We start from the raw sequence: 18,167 nt of genomic DNA, 5'->3' as shown, positions 1-18,167 counted from the left end.
GGGATTGAATGGCGGGTATGCAAATCTCTCTTGACATAATTGGAACGTTCCAAATATTGATCCAGAAATCGACGTTGTCGGAGAGGGAAATGACAAAGGCGCGGGTAACCGTCATTGATATCGCGAAGGCCGCCGGCGTCTCCAAGTCGACGGTGTCGCTGGTGCTGCAGGGCTCCTCTCTGGTCAATGAGGGCACGCGCTCCAAGGTCAATGCCGTGATGCGCGAACTCGGCTATGTCTATAATCGCGGCGCCGCCAATCTTCGCCAAGCCGGTGCGAAATCGAAGATTGTCGGAGTTGTCGTCAACGATCTGACGAACAGCTTCTTTGCGGAGTTGGCGGTCGGCGTCGATATGGTCGTTCAGTCGGCCGGCTTCGTGCAGTTCCTGTCGAACACCGGCGAGAGCATCGACCGGCAGCGTGAGGTTGTCGCATCGATGCGTGAGCACGGCATTTCCGGTCTCATCGTCTCGCCGGCCCGCGCCACCGATGCCGCGGATTTCAAGCCGCTCGTTGCAGCTGGGATTCCGGTCGTGGTCGTCGTTCGAAACCTGCCCGGCGCCAAGGTCTCGTCGATCGTTTCCGACAACCAGGCCGGCATGATGTCCGCGGTCAAGCATCTGGCGGGCCTCGGTCACAAGCGCATCGCTTTTCTCGGCGGCTTTCCGGACACCGCCGTCTTCGACGACAGGCTTGCCGGCTACCGAAGCGGCGTTGAGGCAGCCGGGCTCGACTATCACGAAGAACTCATCATCGCGTCCGCTCCGTCGCGGGCCGGCGGGGTAGAGGCGATCGGAAAAGCGATTGCGCTCGGCCGCCGGCCGACCGCGGCCGTCTGCTTCAACGATGCGGTGGCGTTCGGCGTTTGCGACGGGTTGCGCGCGCGCCGGCTGGAGCCGGGTGCCGACTTCGCCGTGGTGGGCTTCGACGATGTCATCGAGGCCCAGGCAGCGGTCCCGGCGCTGACGACGGTCTCGGTCGACCCGCAGGGCATCGGGCGTCGCGGCGCGCAGATGCTGCTCAAGCAGATCAATGCGGGCAAGGCCGAAGCGGAGACGGTGACGACGGCCGTTCGGCTGGTCGTTCGCGAAAGCTGCGGCGCCGGCAGGGCCCCGCCGTCGAAGACCGGCAAGAGCGTAAAATCAAAACAGGACGCTGAGTAATGCCCATGAAGAAGCATCTCACCCCGGCCGAAGCGGCGGCGCTGATCCCGGATGGCGCCGTCGTGACGGTATCGTCTTCGAGCGGTCTCGGTTGCCCGGACCTCATGCTGAAGGCGATCGGCGAGCGTTTCGAGGCGACCGGCCATCCCCGTGATTTGACAACCCTTCATCCGATCGCTGCCGGCGACATGAGCGGTATTAAGGGCATCGACCATATTGCCAGGAAGGGCCTGCTGAAACGTATCATCGGCGGCTCCTACCCGTCGGGACCGTCATCGTCCGAGCCGCCGCTGATCTGGCAGATGATCACCAACAACGAGATCCCGGCCTACAACATTCCCTCTGGCATCCTGTTCGACATCCATCGCGAAGCCGCCGCCAAGCGGCCGGGCGTGCTGACCAAGATCGGCGTCGACACATTCGTCGACCCCCGGCGGCAGGGCTGCGCGATGAACGAGCTGGCTTCGGAGCAGCAGGTGGTCAAGCGCGTCAGCTTCGAGGGCGACGACTGGCTGTTCTTCCCCTCGATCGTCCCTCAGGTCGCCATCATCCGCGCCACCACCGCTGATGAGCGCGGCAACCTGACATACGAACATGAGGGCGCCTATCTCGGCGGTCTCGATCAGGCGCTCGCCGCCCGCAACAACGGCGGCATCGTCATCGCCCAGGTCAAGCGGATCACCAAGGAAGGCTCTTTGAAGCCGCATGACGTCCGAGTGCCGGGAATGCTGGTCGACTATATCGTCGTCGATCCCGATCAGAAGCAGACAACGCAGACTGGGTATGATCCGGCGATTTCGGGTGAGATCTTCCGCCCGCTCGACAGCTTCCACGTTCCGGAGTTCAATGTTCAGAAGGTGATCGCGCGCCGTGTCGCGCAGGAGCTGCAGGCGGGAAGCTGCGTCAATCTCGGCTTCGGAATTTCGGCCAATGTACCGCGCATTCTGCTGGAGGAGGGGCTCCACGGCGCCGTCACCTGGGTGATCGAGCAAGGCGCGGTCGGCGGCGTGCCGCTGCTCGATTTCGCCTTCGGCTGCGCCTCCAATGCCGACGCCTATATGCCATCCCCCTATCAGTTCACTTACTTTCAGGGCGCTGGCTTCGATGCGTCGCTGCTCTCCTTCCTCGAGATCGGCAAGGACGGGTCGGTCAACGTCTCCAAACTCTCCTTCCGCCCGCATGTGACGGCCGGCGCCGGCGGCTTCGTCGACATCACGGCGCGGGCAAAGAAGATTGTTTTTTCAGGCATGTTCAACGCCGGGGCGAAGCTTTCGATCGCCGACGGGGCTCTGGTCATCGAAAAAGAAGGCAAGCTGAAGAAGCTCGTCAACGAGGTCGAACACGTCACCTTCAGCGGCAGGCGGGCGATCGAACAGGAGCAGGATATCATCTATGTCACCGAGCGGTGCGTGATGAAGCTGACCTCCGATGGCATCGTCCTCACCGAGATTGCGCCTGGCGTCGATCTGCAGTCCCAGATTCTCGATCAGTCCGAGTTTCCGCTGATCGTCGCACCCGATCTGAAGGTCATGGATGCGGCACTTTTCGGCGAGGCCGGCATCGGCCTGTCGCTCCCGATCAAGAAGGCGCGGGTGCTGGAGGGTACGTTCCATGGCTAGCGGAACTGTCAGAGTTGATGTCGACGGGCATGTTGCGACGCTGACGATCTCGCGTCCGGAGAAGCTGAACGCGCTGGATCTCGACATGCTGAAGGCATTGGCGGAGGCTGCCGACGCGGTGGAGGCGAATGCGGATGTGCGCGCCGCTATTCTGACGGGTGAAGGAAAGGGTTTTTCCGCCGGGGGTGATATCAAAGCCTGGGGCGGAATGCTGCCGCAGGAGTTCGGCCATGCCTGGGTAAGGCACGGTCACCGCATCTTCGAAAGACTGGCGACGCTCCGGGTGCCGCTGGTCGCGGCGCTGAACGGCCACGCGCTTGGCGGCGGGCTGGAACTGGCGGGTGTTGCCGACATTCGCATCGCCGAAGAACACATCAAGATCGGCCTGCCGGAGACCGGCCTTGGAATGGTGCCGGGCTGGTCCGGCACCCAGCGTCTCGTGCGTCGGTTCGGCGCGCAGGCCGTCCGCCGTATGGCGCTCGGCGGCGAGATCTTCAGCGCCGAGGAAGCCTGCCTGCTGGGCATCGTCGACGCGGTCGTTCCGACAGGAAACTCGGTCGCCGCCGCCAGGCAATATGCCGGGCGGATTGCGGCAAGAGGGCCGGCGGCCATCGAGATCGCCAAGTTGATGATCGCATCGGCGAATGGCGAAGACAACGGAACCGCGGTCGAAGCCCTGGGCTCTATCCTCGCCGCGAAGACCGGCGATCTGAAAGAGGGCGTCGCATCATTCAGCGAGAAGCGCCCGGCAACGTTCAAGGGAGAATGGTAATGACGGTCCTCGTCAACCCCACGGCGCTCAGCGACCACAAGGCGCGTGATTTCAAGATGCTGATCGACGGCAAATGGGAGGCCGGCGCCTCCGATCCGATCGAGCGCGTCGCGCCGAGCCATGGTGTCGTGGTCAGCCGCTTCCCAGCCGGCAGCAGGACCGACGCCGAGCGCGCCATTGCTGCGGCACGCAAGGCCTTCGACGAGGGGCGGTGGCCGCGCATGACCGCGTCCGAACGCTCCGCCATCCTGCTCAAGGCTGCCGATCTGATCGCCGCACGTGCAGAGGAACTGGCATTTCTCGATGCCATCGAGGCGGGCAAGCCCATCACCCAGGTACGGGGCGAAATTGCCGGCTCGGTCGACATCTGGCGTTATGCGGCGGCTCTCGCACGCGACCTCCACGGTGAAAGCTACAACACGCTCGGCGCCGGTACGCTCGGCGTCGTCCTGCGCGAAGCGATCGGCGTGGTGTCGATTATCACGCCCTGGAATTTCCCGTTCCTCATCGTCGGCCAGAAGCTGCCCTTCGCGCTCGCAGCAGGCTGCACGACCGTCGTCAAGCCTTCCGAGCTGACGTCGGGATCGACGCTCGTCTTGGGCGAAATTCTGCAGCAGGCGGGCATTCCGGATGGTGTCGTCAATATTGTCACCGGCACGGGACCTGAGGTCGGCGCGGTCATGACGTCTCATCCAGACGTCGACATGGTCTCCTTCACCGGCTCGACCGGTGTCGGAAAACTGACGATGACGAATGCGGCGCAGACGCTGAAGAAGGTCTCGCTGGAACTCGGCGGCAAGAACCCGCAGATCGTCTTCCCCGATGCCGACCTCGATGCCTTCATCGATGCCGCGGTCTTCGGCGCCTATTTCAATGCCGGCGAGTGCTGCAACGCCGGCTCGCGGCTGATCCTTCACAAGTCGATCGCCTCAGACGTCGTCAGGCGGGTTGCCGAGCTGTCGAAGGGCGTGAAGGTCGGCGATCCCCTCGATCCCTCGACGCAGGTCGGCGCGATCATCACGCCGCAGCATCTGGAGAAGATCTCAGGCTATGTCACCGGTGCCAGGAGCAGCGGCGCCCGCGTCGCCCATGGCGGCGAGACGCTCGACCTCGGCATGGGGCAGTTCATGGCGCCGACGATCCTCGAAGCGGTCACCCCCGATATGGCGGTGGCGCGTGAGGAAGTCTTTGGTCCTGTTCTGTCGGTCCTGACATTCGAGACGACTGCCGAAGCGGTCAGCATCGCCAATTTCATCGATTACGGCCTGTCGGCCGGTGTCTGGAGCCGCGATTTCGACACCTGCCTGACGATCGGCCGGTCGGTGCGGGCGGGCACGGTCTGGATGAACACCTTCATGGACGGCGCCTCGGAGCTTCCCTTCGGCGGCTACAAGCAGAGCGGCCTCGGCCGCGAACTCGGCCGCCATGCGGTCGAGGACTACACGGAGACCAAGACGCTCAACATGCATATCGGCAAGCGCACCGGCTGGTGGATGCCGCAGACGGAAAAGCTGGCCTAGCTGGCAAGGAACTACGCCCGGGGAGGGCGGGTGATCGATGCGGGAATGGTCCCGCATCTTCCAAAGAAGGAACTGGGAGGTTCTTCGATGAATAGGTTTTTGACCACGACTGCCGTGATCGCATTGGCTCTGGCCGGCGCGCATGTCTCTGCCCGCGCCGCCGACGTTAAGGAAGTGCAGATGCTGCACTGGTGGACGTCAGGCGGTGAGGCGGCGGCGCTGAACGTTTTGAAGCAGGATCTGTCGAAGGAAGGTTTTGCCTGGAAGGACGTTCCGGTTGCCGGCGGCGGCGGTGATGCGGCGATGACGGCGCTGAAGGCGATGGTGGCGGCGGGCACTTATCCGACGGCCTCGCAGATGCTGGGTTATACCGTGCTGGATTATGCCCAGGCCGGCGTCATGGGCGACCTGACCGAGACGGCCAAGAAGGAAGGCTGGGACAAGTCGGTGCCGGCCGCACTGCAGAAGTTCTCCGTCTATGACGGCAAGTGGGTCGCAGCCCCCGTCAACGTCCACTCGGTCAACTGGCTGTGGATCAACAAGGCGGTGATGGACAAGATCGGCGGCACTGAGCCGAAGAGCTTCGACGACCTGATCGCCCTGCTCGACAAGGCCAAGGCTGCCGGCGTCATCCCCTTGGCGCTCGGCGGCCAGAACTGGCAGGAAGCGACGATGTTCGATTCCATCGTGCTGTCGACCGGCGGCCCGGAATTCTACAAGAAGGCCTTCAACGATCTGGATGAAGAGGCGCTGAAGTCGGACACGATGAAGACGTCCTTCGACAATCTGGCGAAGATCGTCCAATACGTCGATCCGAACTTCTCCGGCCGCGACTGGAATCTCGCGACCGCCATGGTCATCAAGGGTGATGCGCTGGTGCAGGTGATGGGCGACTGGGCCAAGGGCGAATTCGTCGCCGCCAAGAAGACGCCGGACACCGACTTCCTGTGCTACCGCTTCCCCGGCACCGACGGCAGCGTCATCTACAACTCCGACATGTTCGGCATGTTCAACGTCCCCGACGACCGCAAGGCGGCGCAGGTCGCTCTCGCAACGGCGACGCTGTCGAAGAGCTTCCAGTCGGCCTTCAACGTCGTCAAGGGGTCGGTGCCGGCCCGCACCGACGTTCCCGACACCGACTTCGACGCCTGCGGCAAGAAGGGCATAGCCGACCTGAAGGCGGCCAACGAGGGCGGCACGCTGTTCGGCTCGCTGGCGCAGGGCTATGGCGCCCCGCCGGCCATCGCCAATGCCTATAAGGACGTCGTCTCGAAGTTCGTCCACGGCCAGATCAAGAGCTCCGACGAAGCCGTCAAGCAGCTCGTCCAGGCAATCGACGACGCCCGCTAAGGGTCGTCGATGACAAATGCTTCCCCGCTTGTCTCGCGGGGAAGCTTCAGGCTCCGCAGCGATAAATGCCGAGCGATCCTGCGGGAAGGGAGAGGATATCCATGAGCACAGTTGCCACAACCGATCCGGTTCTGACCCCCGGCCAAGCGACGCCGATCTCGCTCAGGGGCCGGCTGCAGGATGCGCTGCCGAAGATCGTGCTGGCGCCGAGCTTCGTCATCACCCTCATCTTCGTCTACGGCTTCATCGTCTGGACGGCCTATCTGTCGTTCACCAATTCCAAGACCTTTCCGTCTTATGCGCTGACGGGGCCACGCGCCTATCAGCGGCTGTGGCGCTGGACCTTCGAGAGCGACCCGCCGTCCTCCTGGTACACCTCGATCACCAACATGGCGATCTTCGGCTTTCTCTATGTCGGCATCTGCCTGGCGCTCGGCCTGCTGCTGGCCATCCTGCTCGACCAGAAGATCCGCGGCGAGGGGTTGCTCAGGCCGATCTTCCTCTATCCGATGGCGCTCTCCTTCATCGTGACAGGCGTTGCGTGGAAATGGTTCCTCGATCCCGGCCTCGGGCTCGAACAGACGCTGCACCACTTCGGCTGGACGAGCTTCCACTTCGACTGGATCAAGAACAAGGACTTCGTCATCTACACCGTCGTCATTGCCGGTGTCTGGCAGGCGTCGGGCTTCGTCATGGCGATGTTCCTGGCAGGCCTTCGCGGCATCGACGGCGAGATCATGAAGGCGGCGCAGATCGACGGCGCTTCGCCCTTCCAGCTTTATCGCCGCATCGTCATTCCGCTCTTGCGGCCGATCTTTCTCTCCGCCTTCATCGTGCTCGCCCATATGGCGATCAAGTCCTACGACCTTGTCGTGGCGCTGACCTCGGGCGGGCCGGGCGGCTCGGCCTGGCTGCCGTCCAACTTCATGTATGAATACACCTTCAAGCGCAACGAGATGGCCGTCGGCTCGGCCAGCGCCATCATCATGCTGATGACCATCTCGGCGATCATCGTGCCCTATCTCTATTCCGAACTGAAGGAGAAGGCGCGATGAGCATCTCGGCTTCCTCTTCGGCCGCTTCCGGCAACAACACCCGCTTTCTCGGCCGGCTGGTCATCTACGGCCTGCTGGTGATCTTCGCCATCCTCTACCTGATGCCGCTCTTCGTCATGCTCGTGACCTCGTTCAAGACGATGGACGAGATCCAGGGCGGCAACATGCTGGCGCTGCCTGAGGCGCCGACCTTCGATCCCTGGATCAAGGCCTGGGGCGAGACCTGTGTCGGGCTGACCTGCGCCGGCATCAAGGGCTACTTCTGGAACTCGATCAAGATGGTGGTGCCGGCGGTGGCCATCTCCACCATCATGGGGGCGCTGAACGGTTATATCCTGACCAAATGGCGCTTCCCCGGCCATACGCTGGTGTTCGGGCTGATGCTGTTTGCCTGCTTCATCCCGTTCCAGTCGGTGCTTCTGCCGATGGCGACCATCCTCGGCTCGCTCGGCCGCTTCGGGGTGACGCTGCAGAACGCCACCGGCTGGAACTTCGGCTTCGGCAATTCGACCGTCAACCTGGTCTTCGTCCATGTCGTCTATGGCTTGGGCTTCACCACGCTGTTCTTCCGCAATTTCTACGAGGCCTTTCCGACCGAGCTGGTGAGGGCCGCCCAGGTCGACGGCGCCAGCTTCTTCCAGATCTTCCGCCGCATCATGCTGCCGAATTCGCTGCCGATCATCGTCGTCACGGTGATCTACCAGTTCACCAATATCTGGAACGACTTCCTGTTTGCCTCGGCCTATGCCGGCACCGGTGACTCCATGCCGATGACGGTGGCGCTCAACAATGTCGTCAACACCTCGACCGGGGTGGTCGAATACAATGTCAACATGGCGGCGGCGATGATCGCGGCCGTTCCGACGCTCATCGTCTATATCCTCGCCGGCCGCTACTTCGTGCGCGGTCTGATGGCGGGCGCAGTCAAAGGGTAAGTCATGGCCTTCCTGGAAATCTCCGGTCTCAGAAAGCGCTTCGGCGCCGTCGACATTCTCAAGGGCATCGACCTCGAACTGGAAAAGGGCGGCTTTCTCGTGCTGGTCGGCCCCTCCGGCTGCGGCAAGTCAACCCTGCTCAACACCATTGCCGGGCTGGAGACGATCACGTCAGGCGATATCAGGATCGACGGGCGCGCCATCAACGGCCTGCATCCGTCCAAGCGCGATATCGCCATGGTGTTCCAGTCCTATGCGCTCTATCCGAATATGACGGTGGCGGGCAATATCGCCTTCGGCATGGAGATCCGCGGCGTGCCGAAGGAGGAGCGGGCCAAGGCGATCAAGCAGGTCTCCGACATGCTGCAGATCGGCCATCTGCTCGACCGCAAGCCGAGCCAGTTGTCCGGCGGCCAGCGCCAGCGCGTCGCCATGGGCCGGGCTTTGGTGCGCAATCCGCAGGTCTTCCTGTTCGACGAGCCGCTTTCCAATCTCGACGCCAAGCTGCGCGTCGACATGCGCACCGAGATCAAGCGGCTGCATCAGCGCATGGGCACCACCTTCGTCTATGTCACCCATGACCAGATCGAGGCGATGACGCTGGCGACCAAGATCGCGGTGCTGAAGGACGGGGTGCTGCAGCAGTTCGGCACGCCGGCCGAGATCTATAACAGCCCGGCCAATCTCTTCGTCGCCGACTTCATGGGATCGCCGGCGATGAACCTGCTCAACGCCACCGTCGAGACCGGCACCAGTGGGCTTGCCGTCGCGCTCGAACGGCCGAACGGCGCGCCGCTCAGACTGCCGGTCGCCTCAGGCGCCAACGGCCTCTCCTCCTATGCCGGCAAGCAGGTGATCTTCGGCATCCGCCCGGAGGCGCTGACCGATCCTGATGGCGCCGACCGCAAGGCGCGTTCGCTGACCGAGGACGATTGCCTGATCGAGGTGGTCGAACCGGCCGGCTCCGACACCTTCGCCGTCACCAAGCTCGGCGGCAAATCCGTCGTCGCCCGCCTGCGCGCCGATGCCGGCATCGCTCCAGGCCAGACCACCCGCCTTGCCTTCAATCTCGACAAGGCCGTGTTCTTCGATCCAGACAGCCAGATGCGGATCGCGTGATGGTCAGGTGCTAGGAATGAACAGTTCACCAGACATCGTCATCATCGGCTCAGGCATCGGCGGCGCGACGGTCGCCGCCGGCCTGGCCGCGACCGGCGCTGAGATATTGATCCTCGAAGCCGGCGATCACATCGCCGATCTTCCGGTCAATCGCGACCAGCGCGCCATTTTCCAGCGAGGGCATTTCCGCCCTAGGGAAGTCTGGTACGAGGCGAACGGCAAGGGCTTCAATCCCGGCAACTATTACAATGTCGGCGGCAATTCGAAATTCTACGGCGCCGTCTTGTCGCGCTATCGCAAAGAAGATTTCGGCATCATCGAACACCGCGAAGGCGTGTCGCCGGCCTGGCCCTTTCCTTATGAGGAGTTGGAGCCCTGGTACTCGAAGGCGGAACTCATATATCAGGTCCGCGGCAGTCTCGGCGACGATCCGACCGAACCGTATCACTCGACTGCTTACGAATTCCCGCCGGTGCCCGACGAGGCGCCGATCGCCGATGTCAGGGCGCGCCTCAAGGCGAACGGCCTGCATCCGTTTTCGCTGCCGCTCGGCCTCGATCTTGACGCCTGGCTCTCCAAGGCACACACGCCCTGGGACGCCCATCCGAATGCAAGGGACGGCAAGATGGACGCCGAGACCGCAGCCCTTGCTGTGGCGCTGAAGCACGAGAATGTTCGGCTCGAAACCAATGCGCGCGTCACGCGGCTCGACACGGGAGCCGGCAGCCGGATCGACCGGGTCACCTATATCAAGGACGGCGAGACCCTGACCGTCTCGCCTGAGATGGTCATCCTTTCGGCCGGCGCCGTCCAGTCATCGGTGCTGCTGCTGCGTTCGAAAAACGACCGTTTCCCCAATGGCCTGGCGAACTCCTCCGACCAGGTGGGCCGCAACTTCATGAACCACAATGCCTCCGCCGTCATCGGCGTCTCGCCGCGGTTCCGCAATACTTCCGTCTACCAGAAGACCTTTGCCTTCAACGACTTCTATCTCTCGGACGGGGAGGGAGGACCGCCGCTCGGCAACGTGCAGCTCCTCGGCCGCATCTCCGAGAAGGTTCTCAAGGGCTCCTTGCCGCAGGCGCCGGAATGGCTGCTGCGGCTCATCACCAACCATGCCATCGATTTCTATGCGATGAGCGAGGACGTTCCCAATCCGGAAAGCCGCGTCACGGTCGATGGAGATCGGATCATTCTGCAATGGCAGCGAACCAATTGGGACGCGCATCTAGCGCTTGTCGCCAGGCTGAAGGTGATCCTGAAGTCGATCGGGTTTCCGCTCGTGCTGTCGCGGCCCTTCGACAAGCGCACGCCCTCCCATCAGTGCGGAACGGTCCGCATCGGCAACGACCCTGCGACGGCGCCGCTCGATCCCTATTGCCGGTCCTATGATCACGAGAACCTCTTCGTCGTCGACGCCGGTTTCCTGCCGACATCGGCCGCGGTGAACCCCGCGCTCACCGTCGCCAGCCAGGCGCTCAGAGTTGCCGACCACATCGCGTCGAAGGACTTGCAGGCAAAATCAGATCCATTGGCGCGTGTCGGGCACAAATAGGACGGTAAAATGGGCTTCGATTATATCATCACAGGCGCCGGTCCCGCGGGATGCGTCCTTGCAAACCGGCTGAGCGAAGATCCCGGCATCCGCGTCCTCCTGCTCGAAGCAGGCGGAGGCGATTGGAATCCGCTTTTCCACATGCCGGCGGGTTTTGCCAAGATGACCAAGGGCGTGGCCAGCTGGGGATGGCAGACCGTTCCCCAGAAGCACATGAAGGGCAGGGTGCTTCGTTATACCCAGGCGAAGGTCATCGGCGGCGGTTCGTCGATCAATGCGCAGCTCTACACCCGTGGAAACGCGGCCGATTATGACCTTTGGGCCAATGAAGACGGCTGCGAGGGCTGGGACTATCGTTCGATCCTTCCCTATTTCAAACGCGCGGAAGACAATCAGCGCTTCGCCGACGACTACCACGCCTATGGCGGCCCGCTGGGTGTTTCGATGCCGGCGGCAGCGCTGCCGATCTGCGACGCCTATATCCGTGCAGGGCAGGAGCTCGGCATTCCCTATAATCATGACTTCAACGGCCGCCAGCAGGCCGGGGTCGGGTTTTACCAGCTGACACAGCGCAACCGCCGCCGGTCCTCGGCATCGCTCGCCTATCTCTCGCCGATCAAGGACCGGAAGAACCTCACGGTCCGGACGGGCGCGCGTGTCGCACGGATCATCGTCGAGGCAAGCCGCGCTGTCGGCGTCGAGATTGCCACCGCGCGCGGCTTGGAGATCGTCCGCGCCGAACGCGAGGTGCTGATTTCTTCAGGCGCGATCGGATCGCCGAAGCTTCTTCTGCAGTCCGGCATCGGGCCGGCCGATCATCTCAGCGCGGTGGGCGTCAAGGTGCACCACGATCTGCCGGGTGTCGGCGGCAATCTTCAGGATCACCTGGATCTTTTCGTCATCGCCGAATGCACCGGCGATCACACCTATGACGGCGTCGCGAAGCTTCACCGCACGCTTTGGGCCGGCATTCAATATGTCCTCTTTCGCACCGGCCCGGTCGCCTCGTCGCTCTTCGAGACCGGCGGTTTCTGGTATGCCGATCCCGAAGCGCGCTCTCCCGATATCCAGTTCCATCTCGGCCTGGGATCCGGCATCGAAGCCGGCGTCGAGCGGCTGAAGAATGCGGGCGTGACGCTCAACTCCGCCTATTTGCATCCGCGCTCGCGCGGGACGGTGCGGCTGTCGTCGTCCGATCCGGCTGCCGCACCCCTGATCGATCCCAACTACTGGTCCGATCCGCACGACAGGCAGATGTCGCTGGAGGGGCTCAAGCTCGCGCGCGAAATCATGCAGCAGGCGGCGCTGAAGCCCTATGTCATGGCCGAAAGGCTTCCCGGCCCGAAGGTCACGACCGACGAGCAGCTGTTCGATTATGGCTGCGCCAACGCCAAGACCGATCACCATCCTGTGGGCACCTGCAAGATGGGAACGGGGCCGGACGCGGTTGTCGGGCTGGATCTCAAGGTCCATGGCCTCGAAGGCCTTCGGGTTTGCGATTCCTCCGTCATGCCGCGCGTGCCGTCCTGCAATACCAACGCGCCGACGATCATGGTCGGCGAAAAGGGGGCGGACCTTATTCGTGGGCTGCCTGCGCTGCCGTCGGTGATCTTCGCCTATGAGCGCAACGATACCCGGCCGCGAGCCCGCGCAGAAATCCGCTAAGGAGAACGACGATGTCTGAAGTGAGAGTTGCAGTGCTTGGCGCCTCGGGCTGGATGGGCAAGGTCCACACGATGGCCTACCAGACCTTTCCGCATTTCTTCGGCGTGTCGGATGGGACGGCGCGGATCGTGGCGCTGGTCGACAGCAACCCTGAGGTAGCGCAGGATATCGGCAACAGGGCGCCGGGCGCCAGGATCTACCAGGATTGGAAGCTGGCGGTTGCCGATCCCGACGTCGATCTCATCGATATCTGCCTGCCCGACCATCTTCATTACCCGGTCGCCAAGGCGGCTCTGTTGGCCGGCAAGCATGTCTATTGCGAGAAGCCGCTGGCCAACACTGCCGACGAAGCGCGGGAACTGGCCGAGATTGCGAGGGAAAAGGGTGTCATCACCCGTGTCGGACACGCCTTTCCGCGAAACCCCGTCCATGACCTGGCGAAGGACATCATCGATTCAGGCGAGATCGGTCAGATCAAGCTGTTTCGCGGCTGCCAGCACGTCGACATGTACGGCGATCCGACAGCGCCCTTCATGTGGCGCGCCGACGGCAAGCTGGCGCCGACCGGGATCGTCGGCGATACCGGTTCGCATATCTTCAGCTTCATGGATTTCCTGGTCGGTCGCGTCAGTTCCCTGATCGCCGACAATCTCATCGTCACGCCGCGCCGGCCCGTCGTCGAGGGTCTTGCCTATGGCGAGCAGGTGAAGCTGACAGGCGACGAATCCTGGGCCGATATCACCAACCCAGACGCGACGAACCTGTTGTGCCGGTTTGCCAACGGCGCCGGCGGCGTCGTCGATTTCAGCCGTGTCGCGACCGGCCGCAAATTCATGCAGACCTACGAAATCTACGGAACCAAAGGCAGCATCGCCTATACCTATGATGAGATAAACCGGCTGCGCTTCTACTCCAACGACGACCGCACGGGGCGGCGCGGCTTCCGGGAGATCGATGTCGGCCCTGAGAATCCCACTTTCCGCGCTTTCCTTCCGCTGCCGAATTTCGGCATAGGTTACAATGAAAGCAAGATCATCGAGGTGGCCGAGGTGATCCGCTCGATCGTCGCAAACAGGCCGATGTGGCCGACATTTGATACCGGTCATCACATCTGCCAGATCGTCGACGCGTGCATGGAGTCCTCCCGGCAGAAGCGCTGGGTCGACATCCCGCTGGGCTGACGTCAATGACCACAGTTGTTTCGCAGGAAATTCTCGACGCACTGACCGATGTCGACATGCCCAAGCTTCCGCCCGAGGTCGCCTCATCGGAAGCGATCCGGTGCGCCGGCGTCGAGGTTCCGGTCTATCGGGCCGGCTGCGTCGTCGTCGGATCGGGTGCCGCAGGTCTGCGTGCGGCCGTGGAAATGAAGCGACGCGGCGACGACGTCGTCATCATCAGCCAAAGCGCATGGGGCGGAACCTCGGCCTGCTCTGGATCCGATAAGCAGACCCTGCACACCGCCAATACGGCCGATCAGGGCGACAATTACAAGGCGATGGCCCGCGCCATCCGCAGCGGCGGCGCCATGGACGAGGACACGGCCTATGCCGAGGCCGTCGGCTCGTCGCGGATGATGGCGTCGCTGCAGTTCCTCGGCCTGCCGCTGCCGCAGGATCCGCTCGGGGGAACGCTCAGATATCAGACCGATCATGACGAGGTCGGCCGCGCCACCAGCTGCGGCCCGCGCACCTCGCGCCTGATGGTCAAGGTGCTGGCCGAGGAGGCGATCCGGCTGGCCGTGCCCTTCTACAACCAGACCACCGCGGTCAAAATCCTGACCGAGGGCGAGGGAGCCGGCCGCCGTGTTGTCGGGATGCTCGTCATGCGTGCCGGCGACCGCGCGGAGGCGAACCCGCTGGGCATCGTCGTCTTCGTCAGCGATGTGATCGTGCTCGCGGCCGGCGGGCCGGGCGAGCTTTACCGCGACAGCGTCTATCCCAACGGCTGCTTCGGCTCGCTCGGATTGGCGCTGGAGGCTGGCGTCGAACTCGTCAACCTGACCGAAAGCCAGTTCGGCATCGGAACGCGCCGGGAAGGCTTCCCGTGGAATCTGTCGGGCACTTACGTCCAGGCAATCCCGCATATCTACTCGGTCGATGCCGACGGCGTCGAACATCACTTCCTGGCGCAATATTACCGCACGACGCAGGAATTGGTGTCGAACGTCTTCCGCAAGGGCTATCAATGGCCGTTTCATGCGACGCGCATGCTGGATTTCGGTTCGAGCCTGGTGGATCTCGCCATATCGAGCGAAACCGCCGCCGGGCGGCGTGTCTTCATGGACTTCAATCGCAATCCGCTGCCGGTGCCGGGCGACCAGCCGTTCAGCCTGGAGAGGCTGGATGAAGACGTTCGCCTCTATCTCGGCAAGGCCGGCGCCGGCCAGGAGATGCCGATCGACCGGTTGAAGCAGATGAACCCGCTCGCGATCGAGCTCTACCGCCGCTACAAGATCGACATCGCCGCCGACCCGCTGGAATTCGCCGTCAACAACCAGCACATGAATGGCGGCATCATGGTCGACACCTGGGGCCGCAGCAATCTTGCCGGCTGTTACGCGGTCGGCGAAGCGGCAGGCACGCATGGGGTGACGAGGCCGGGTGGCGCAGCGCTCAATGCCGGGCAGGTCTTCGGCACCCGGGCGGCCGAGCATATCAGTGCAAGCGGCAGGGCGAAGCGGGCGGCTACGGGCGATATGTCAGCTATCGCAGAGGCGGGCATCGCCGAGCTCCTGGCCGCTCTTCGGGCCGAGAGCCCGCTCACCGTCAAATCGATCCGCTCGGGCGTGCAGGCGCGCATGAGTGAGAAAGCCGGCATCATCTGCGATCGGGAGAGCGTTGCCCAGGCCTTGATCGAGGCGCGCAAGCTGAATGCCGACATTCGCGCTGGCGGCGTCGCCTACGGCCGCGCCGCCGAGGCGGTCCGAGGCGTGCAATGGCGGCACATGGCGTTGGCCTCGGAAGCGGTGCTTAGCGCGCTCGATTTCTTCATCCGCAATGGTGGCGGCAGCCGCGGAGCACGCGCGATATGCGATCCTGAGGGCGAATCCCTTCCGCATGCGCGTACAGGCCCGCTGGAGGAATTTCGTTTCCGAACGGAACGCGAAGAGGACCGGGGCGAGCAGATCGTCGCTCGGCTCGATGGCGATGAGATCAGGCTTTCCAAACGTGCCAACCGCGCTTTGGACGAAACCGCCAGATCCTTCTTCGAGCGGGATTGGCCGGCCTGGCTGACAGGCCGCATCTACGATCTTGGAACGGGCGAATAAGACCTCCTTGGCTCACCCGTCTTCCGCGCCGGGAGCGTCGAGTTCGATCATGACGGGTGCGTGGTCGCTCGTATGCTCCCAGCCTCGCGGTTTTCTCCGGACTGTCGCCGATCGAAGCCATGGCGCGACGGCCGGGCTGAGCAGGAAGTGGTCGATCCGCAGCCCCGCGTCGCGCTCGAAGCTGTTGCGCCAGTATTTCCAGAAGGTGTAGATGCGCTCCTGCGGATGCAGATGCCTGACGGCGTCGGTCCAGCCCTGGGCGACGAGATGGGCATAGGCCTTGCGCACTTCCGGCCTGAAAAGCGCGTCGTCGCGCCAGCGTTCCGGCTTGTAGACGTCGATCTCCGCCGGCATGACGTTAAAGTCGCCGGCCAGGATTGCCGGCACTTCGAGTTCGAGGAGTTCAGCTGCGTATTCTTGCAGGCGACGGAACCAGCGGAGCTTATAGTCGAACTTCGCGCCCGGGAACGGATTGCCATTCGGCAGATACAGGCATCCGATCACGATGCCGTCGATAACGGCTTCGATATAGCGGCTGTGGGTGTCATCGGGATCGCCGGGAAGACCGCGCCGCGTCAGGATTGGTGTTTTGCCCTTTGCCAGGATGGCGACGCCGTTCCAGGATCTCTGCCCGTGCCAGACGGCGCCGTAGCCGGATCGCTCGATCTCCTCTAGCGGAAAGCTGGCGTCGTCTGTCTTCAGTTCCTGGAGGCAGACCACATCAGGCGCGTCCTCCTTCAGCCAGCGCAAAAGGATGGCCAGCCGTCCATTGATCCCGTTGACGTTGTAGGTTGCGATCTTCACGCTGGCTGCTCAACGCGTCGCTCCAAAGACGAAGGCGATGCCGGCGACGATCGCGACCGCCGTCAGCGGCTGCCGGCGTATCCGATCTTCGACGTCCTGGACAAAGCTGCGCGCTTCCGCCTTCGCCAGGCGGGCCGTTCCGGAAGCGAGTTCCGAAGCGGTTTCCGCCACGCGGCCTGCTTCTTTCTGAAGTGCGCGCCTTCCTCCGCGATCGGCATCCAAGCCTTCGGAGGAGCCGCCGGTTTCGCCGGTCGGGCGCAGGGCTTGGTCGACGAGCGGAAACGCTTCGTCGAGCCTGGTGGGATCGGGCTCCCGCTTCACGCGCTCAGCCGCCTCGACGTCGCTGCGGCCGGCAGGAATCGAGGTATGGGTGGCCGACACTGGGTCGGAGGCCGGGAAGGTGCCCTCGATACCCCTGTCGAGCTCACCCTTTCGGGCCTTCCTTTGCTGCTCTGCCTGTTCTTTTCGCAGGGACTGGACTGCGGGGGATTCGTTCGGGTTTGCCATCGCGGTTTCCTCTGTTGCTCTTCGACAATCAAAATCGGCGACAAGGAAAGAAGTTCCCGAAAAATGCATCCTCCTTATGCGGCCAGCTATTGACGAGGAGGCGAACATCGCGAATGGCTCGCTGCGCAATCCAGCGCTGGCGATAATCCTTCGAACTATTCCACGTTCATGGTCTCGGCAATCCGGCGGGCAGGACCAAAGTCCTGCCTGATCTAGTACCTAGGTCCGGTTGCTTTTGCCCGCCGGAACGGCGAAAATTGCCGCGCGTCTATATTGCGTAGAGACGGCGAAGAACGACGAGGCTATGGCATGACATTGTCGAAACGCGATTTTCTGAGATTGGGCGGCAGCGCGGCCATCGCCCTCGTCGCTGCCGCATCGCCGGCCACATTCGATCTCGACGGCTCCCTCCCTGTTCTGACGGTAGAAAGCGCCGAGGCAAAGGACGGCAATAACGGCAATGGCAATGGAAACGGCAACGGGGGAGGAAATGGCAACGGCGGCGGTAACGGCAGCGGTGGCGGCAACGGCAATAGTGGCGGCAACGGGAATAGCGGTTCGGGCAACAGCGGTGGTGGAAGCTCCAGCAATAGTTCCGGATCCTCTTCCTCTGCCTCGTCTTCCGCCACTGGGACCTCACAAGAATCGGGCGCAAGCGCGACCGAAGCGTCCGATGGCTCGATCGACGTCCGCCATGCGAACGGCATTACCGAAACCTTGCGGCGCGGCCGCTACGTGATGAAGGACGGAAAAGGCAGGACGATCATAAGCCGGCAAGCGACTGCAAACGATGCCCGCCGGTTAGGCCGCTACCTTCGCTAAAAGCCGCAAG

The 18,167-nt window shown here is 63.1% G+C and carries 15 protein-coding genes; 13 read left to right on the top strand and 2 right to left on the bottom strand.

What is annotated here, in order from left to right; genetic code table 11:
• Nucleotides 1-89 precede the first annotated feature (89 nt).
• From QMO80_RS04285 to QMO80_RS04230, 12 genes are all read left to right on the top strand, one after another.
• Nucleotides 90-1,163 (top strand): LacI family DNA-binding transcriptional regulator, encoded by a 1,074-nt coding sequence (locus QMO80_RS04285; protein ID WP_283199028.1) that lies wholly within the window; start codon nucleotides 90-92, stop codon nucleotides 1,161-1,163.
• Between the two features lie 5 nt (nucleotides 1,164-1,168).
• The gene (locus QMO80_RS04280; protein ID WP_283200107.1) at nucleotides 1,169-2,782 is read left to right on the top strand and encodes an acyl CoA:acetate/3-ketoacid CoA transferase; all 1,614 of its coding nucleotides are present in this window, start codon (nucleotides 1,169-1,171) and stop codon (nucleotides 2,780-2,782) included.
• On the top strand, nucleotides 2,775-3,554 hold the full coding sequence (locus QMO80_RS04275; protein ID WP_283199027.1) for an enoyl-CoA hydratase/isomerase family protein: 780 nt from the start codon (nucleotides 2,775-2,777) through the stop codon (nucleotides 3,552-3,554). The genes QMO80_RS04280 and QMO80_RS04275 overlap by 8 nt, the downstream gene beginning before the upstream one ends.
• Nucleotides 3,554-5,074, top strand: coding sequence for an aldehyde dehydrogenase family protein (locus QMO80_RS04270; RefSeq protein WP_283199026.1), 1,521 nt, complete (start codon nucleotides 3,554-3,556; stop codon nucleotides 5,072-5,074). The genes QMO80_RS04275 and QMO80_RS04270 overlap by 1 nt, the downstream gene beginning before the upstream one ends.
• Nucleotides 5,075-5,161: 87 nt before the next feature.
• A complete protein-coding gene (locus QMO80_RS04265) occupies nucleotides 5,162-6,424 on the top strand; it encodes an ABC transporter substrate-binding protein (RefSeq protein WP_283199025.1) in 1,263 nt (420 codons plus the stop codon).
• Between the two features lie 101 nt (nucleotides 6,425-6,525).
• Entirely contained in the window at nucleotides 6,526-7,479 is a 954-nt protein-coding gene (locus QMO80_RS04260) for a carbohydrate ABC transporter permease (protein WP_283199024.1), read from the top strand.
• Complete coding sequence (locus QMO80_RS04255; protein ID WP_283197393.1) at nucleotides 7,476-8,414, top strand: carbohydrate ABC transporter permease; 939 nt, start codon at nucleotides 7,476-7,478, stop codon at nucleotides 8,412-8,414. Before QMO80_RS04260 ends, QMO80_RS04255 begins: the two co-directional genes overlap by 4 nt.
• Before the next feature lie 3 nt (nucleotides 8,415-8,417).
• The gene (locus QMO80_RS04250; protein WP_283199023.1) at nucleotides 8,418-9,533 is read left to right on the top strand and encodes an ABC transporter ATP-binding protein; all 1,116 of its coding nucleotides are present in this window, start codon (nucleotides 8,418-8,420) and stop codon (nucleotides 9,531-9,533) included.
• Between the two features lie 16 nt (nucleotides 9,534-9,549).
• On the top strand, nucleotides 9,550-11,088 hold the full coding sequence (locus QMO80_RS04245) for a GMC oxidoreductase (RefSeq protein ID WP_283199022.1): 1,539 nt from the start codon (nucleotides 9,550-9,552) through the stop codon (nucleotides 11,086-11,088).
• Between the two features lie 9 nt (nucleotides 11,089-11,097).
• Complete coding sequence (locus QMO80_RS04240; protein ID WP_283199021.1) at nucleotides 11,098-12,753, top strand: GMC family oxidoreductase; 1,656 nt, start codon at nucleotides 11,098-11,100, stop codon at nucleotides 12,751-12,753.
• A gap of 11 nt (nucleotides 12,754-12,764) precedes the next feature.
• Complete coding sequence (locus tag QMO80_RS04235; RefSeq protein ID WP_283199020.1) at nucleotides 12,765-13,934, top strand: Gfo/Idh/MocA family protein; 1,170 nt, start codon at nucleotides 12,765-12,767, stop codon at nucleotides 13,932-13,934.
• Nucleotides 13,935-13,939: 5 nt separating this feature from the next.
• On the top strand, nucleotides 13,940-16,024 hold the full coding sequence (locus QMO80_RS04230; RefSeq protein WP_283199019.1) for an FAD-binding protein: 2,085 nt from the start codon (nucleotides 13,940-13,942) through the stop codon (nucleotides 16,022-16,024).
• A gap of 12 nt (nucleotides 16,025-16,036) precedes the next feature.
• Here the strand turns inward: QMO80_RS04230 and xth are convergent, their stop codons facing one another.
• Entirely contained in the window at nucleotides 16,037-16,828 is a 792-nt protein-coding gene (gene xth, locus QMO80_RS04225) for an exodeoxyribonuclease III (RefSeq protein WP_283199018.1), read from the bottom strand.
• Between the two features lie 9 nt (nucleotides 16,829-16,837).
• The gene (locus QMO80_RS04220) at nucleotides 16,838-17,335 is read right to left on the bottom strand and encodes a hypothetical protein (RefSeq protein WP_283199017.1); all 498 of its coding nucleotides are present in this window, start codon (nucleotides 17,333-17,335) and stop codon (nucleotides 16,838-16,840) included.
• A 309-nt stretch (nucleotides 17,336-17,644) separates the two neighbouring features.
• On the opposite strand from QMO80_RS04220, the gene QMO80_RS04215 reads away from it, so the two are divergent.
• A complete protein-coding gene (locus tag QMO80_RS04215) occupies nucleotides 17,645-18,157 on the top strand; it encodes a hypothetical protein (RefSeq protein ID WP_283200106.1) in 513 nt (170 codons plus the stop codon).
• Nucleotides 18,158-18,167: the final 10 nt, after the last annotated feature.

It is taken from the genome of Rhizobium sp. BT03 (assembly GCF_030053155.1).
Classification (GTDB): domain Bacteria; phylum Pseudomonadota; class Alphaproteobacteria; order Rhizobiales; family Rhizobiaceae; genus Rhizobium.
The sequence above is the reverse complement of the archived record's forward strand: the minus strand, read 5'-3'. Positions and strand labels throughout refer to the sequence as shown.

Bases quoted from the DNA above. Each gene is read 5' to 3' on its own strand.
- QMO80_RS04285 (WP_283199028.1), top strand. From the start codon at position 90: ATGACAAAGGCGCGGGTAACCGTCATTGATATCGCGAAGGCCGCCGGC.
- QMO80_RS04280 (WP_283200107.1), top strand. From the start codon at position 1,169: ATGAAGAAGCATCTCACCCCGGCCGAAGCGGCGGCGCTGATCCCGGAT.
- QMO80_RS04275 (WP_283199027.1), top strand. From the start codon at position 2,775: ATGGCTAGCGGAACTGTCAGAGTTGATGTCGACGGGCATGTTGCGACG.
- QMO80_RS04270 (WP_283199026.1), top strand. From the start codon at position 3,554: ATGACGGTCCTCGTCAACCCCACGGCGCTCAGCGACCACAAGGCGCGT.
- QMO80_RS04265 (WP_283199025.1), top strand. From the start codon at position 5,162: ATGAATAGGTTTTTGACCACGACTGCCGTGATCGCATTGGCTCTGGCC.
- QMO80_RS04260 (WP_283199024.1), top strand. From the start codon at position 6,526: ATGAGCACAGTTGCCACAACCGATCCGGTTCTGACCCCCGGCCAAGCG.
- QMO80_RS04255 (WP_283197393.1), top strand. From the start codon at position 7,476: ATGAGCATCTCGGCTTCCTCTTCGGCCGCTTCCGGCAACAACACCCGC.
- QMO80_RS04250 (WP_283199023.1), top strand. From the start codon at position 8,418: ATGGCCTTCCTGGAAATCTCCGGTCTCAGAAAGCGCTTCGGCGCCGTC.
- QMO80_RS04245 (WP_283199022.1), top strand. From the start codon at position 9,550: ATGAACAGTTCACCAGACATCGTCATCATCGGCTCAGGCATCGGCGGC.
- QMO80_RS04240 (WP_283199021.1), top strand. From the start codon at position 11,098: ATGGGCTTCGATTATATCATCACAGGCGCCGGTCCCGCGGGATGCGTC.
- QMO80_RS04235 (WP_283199020.1), top strand. From the start codon at position 12,765: ATGTCTGAAGTGAGAGTTGCAGTGCTTGGCGCCTCGGGCTGGATGGGC.
- QMO80_RS04230 (WP_283199019.1), top strand. From the start codon at position 13,940: ATGACCACAGTTGTTTCGCAGGAAATTCTCGACGCACTGACCGATGTC.
- QMO80_RS04220 (WP_283199017.1), bottom strand. From the start codon at position 17,335: ATGGCAAACCCGAACGAATCCCCCGCAGTCCAGTCCCTGCGAAAAGAA.
- QMO80_RS04215 (WP_283200106.1), top strand. From the start codon at position 17,645: ATGACATTGTCGAAACGCGATTTTCTGAGATTGGGCGGCAGCGCGGCC.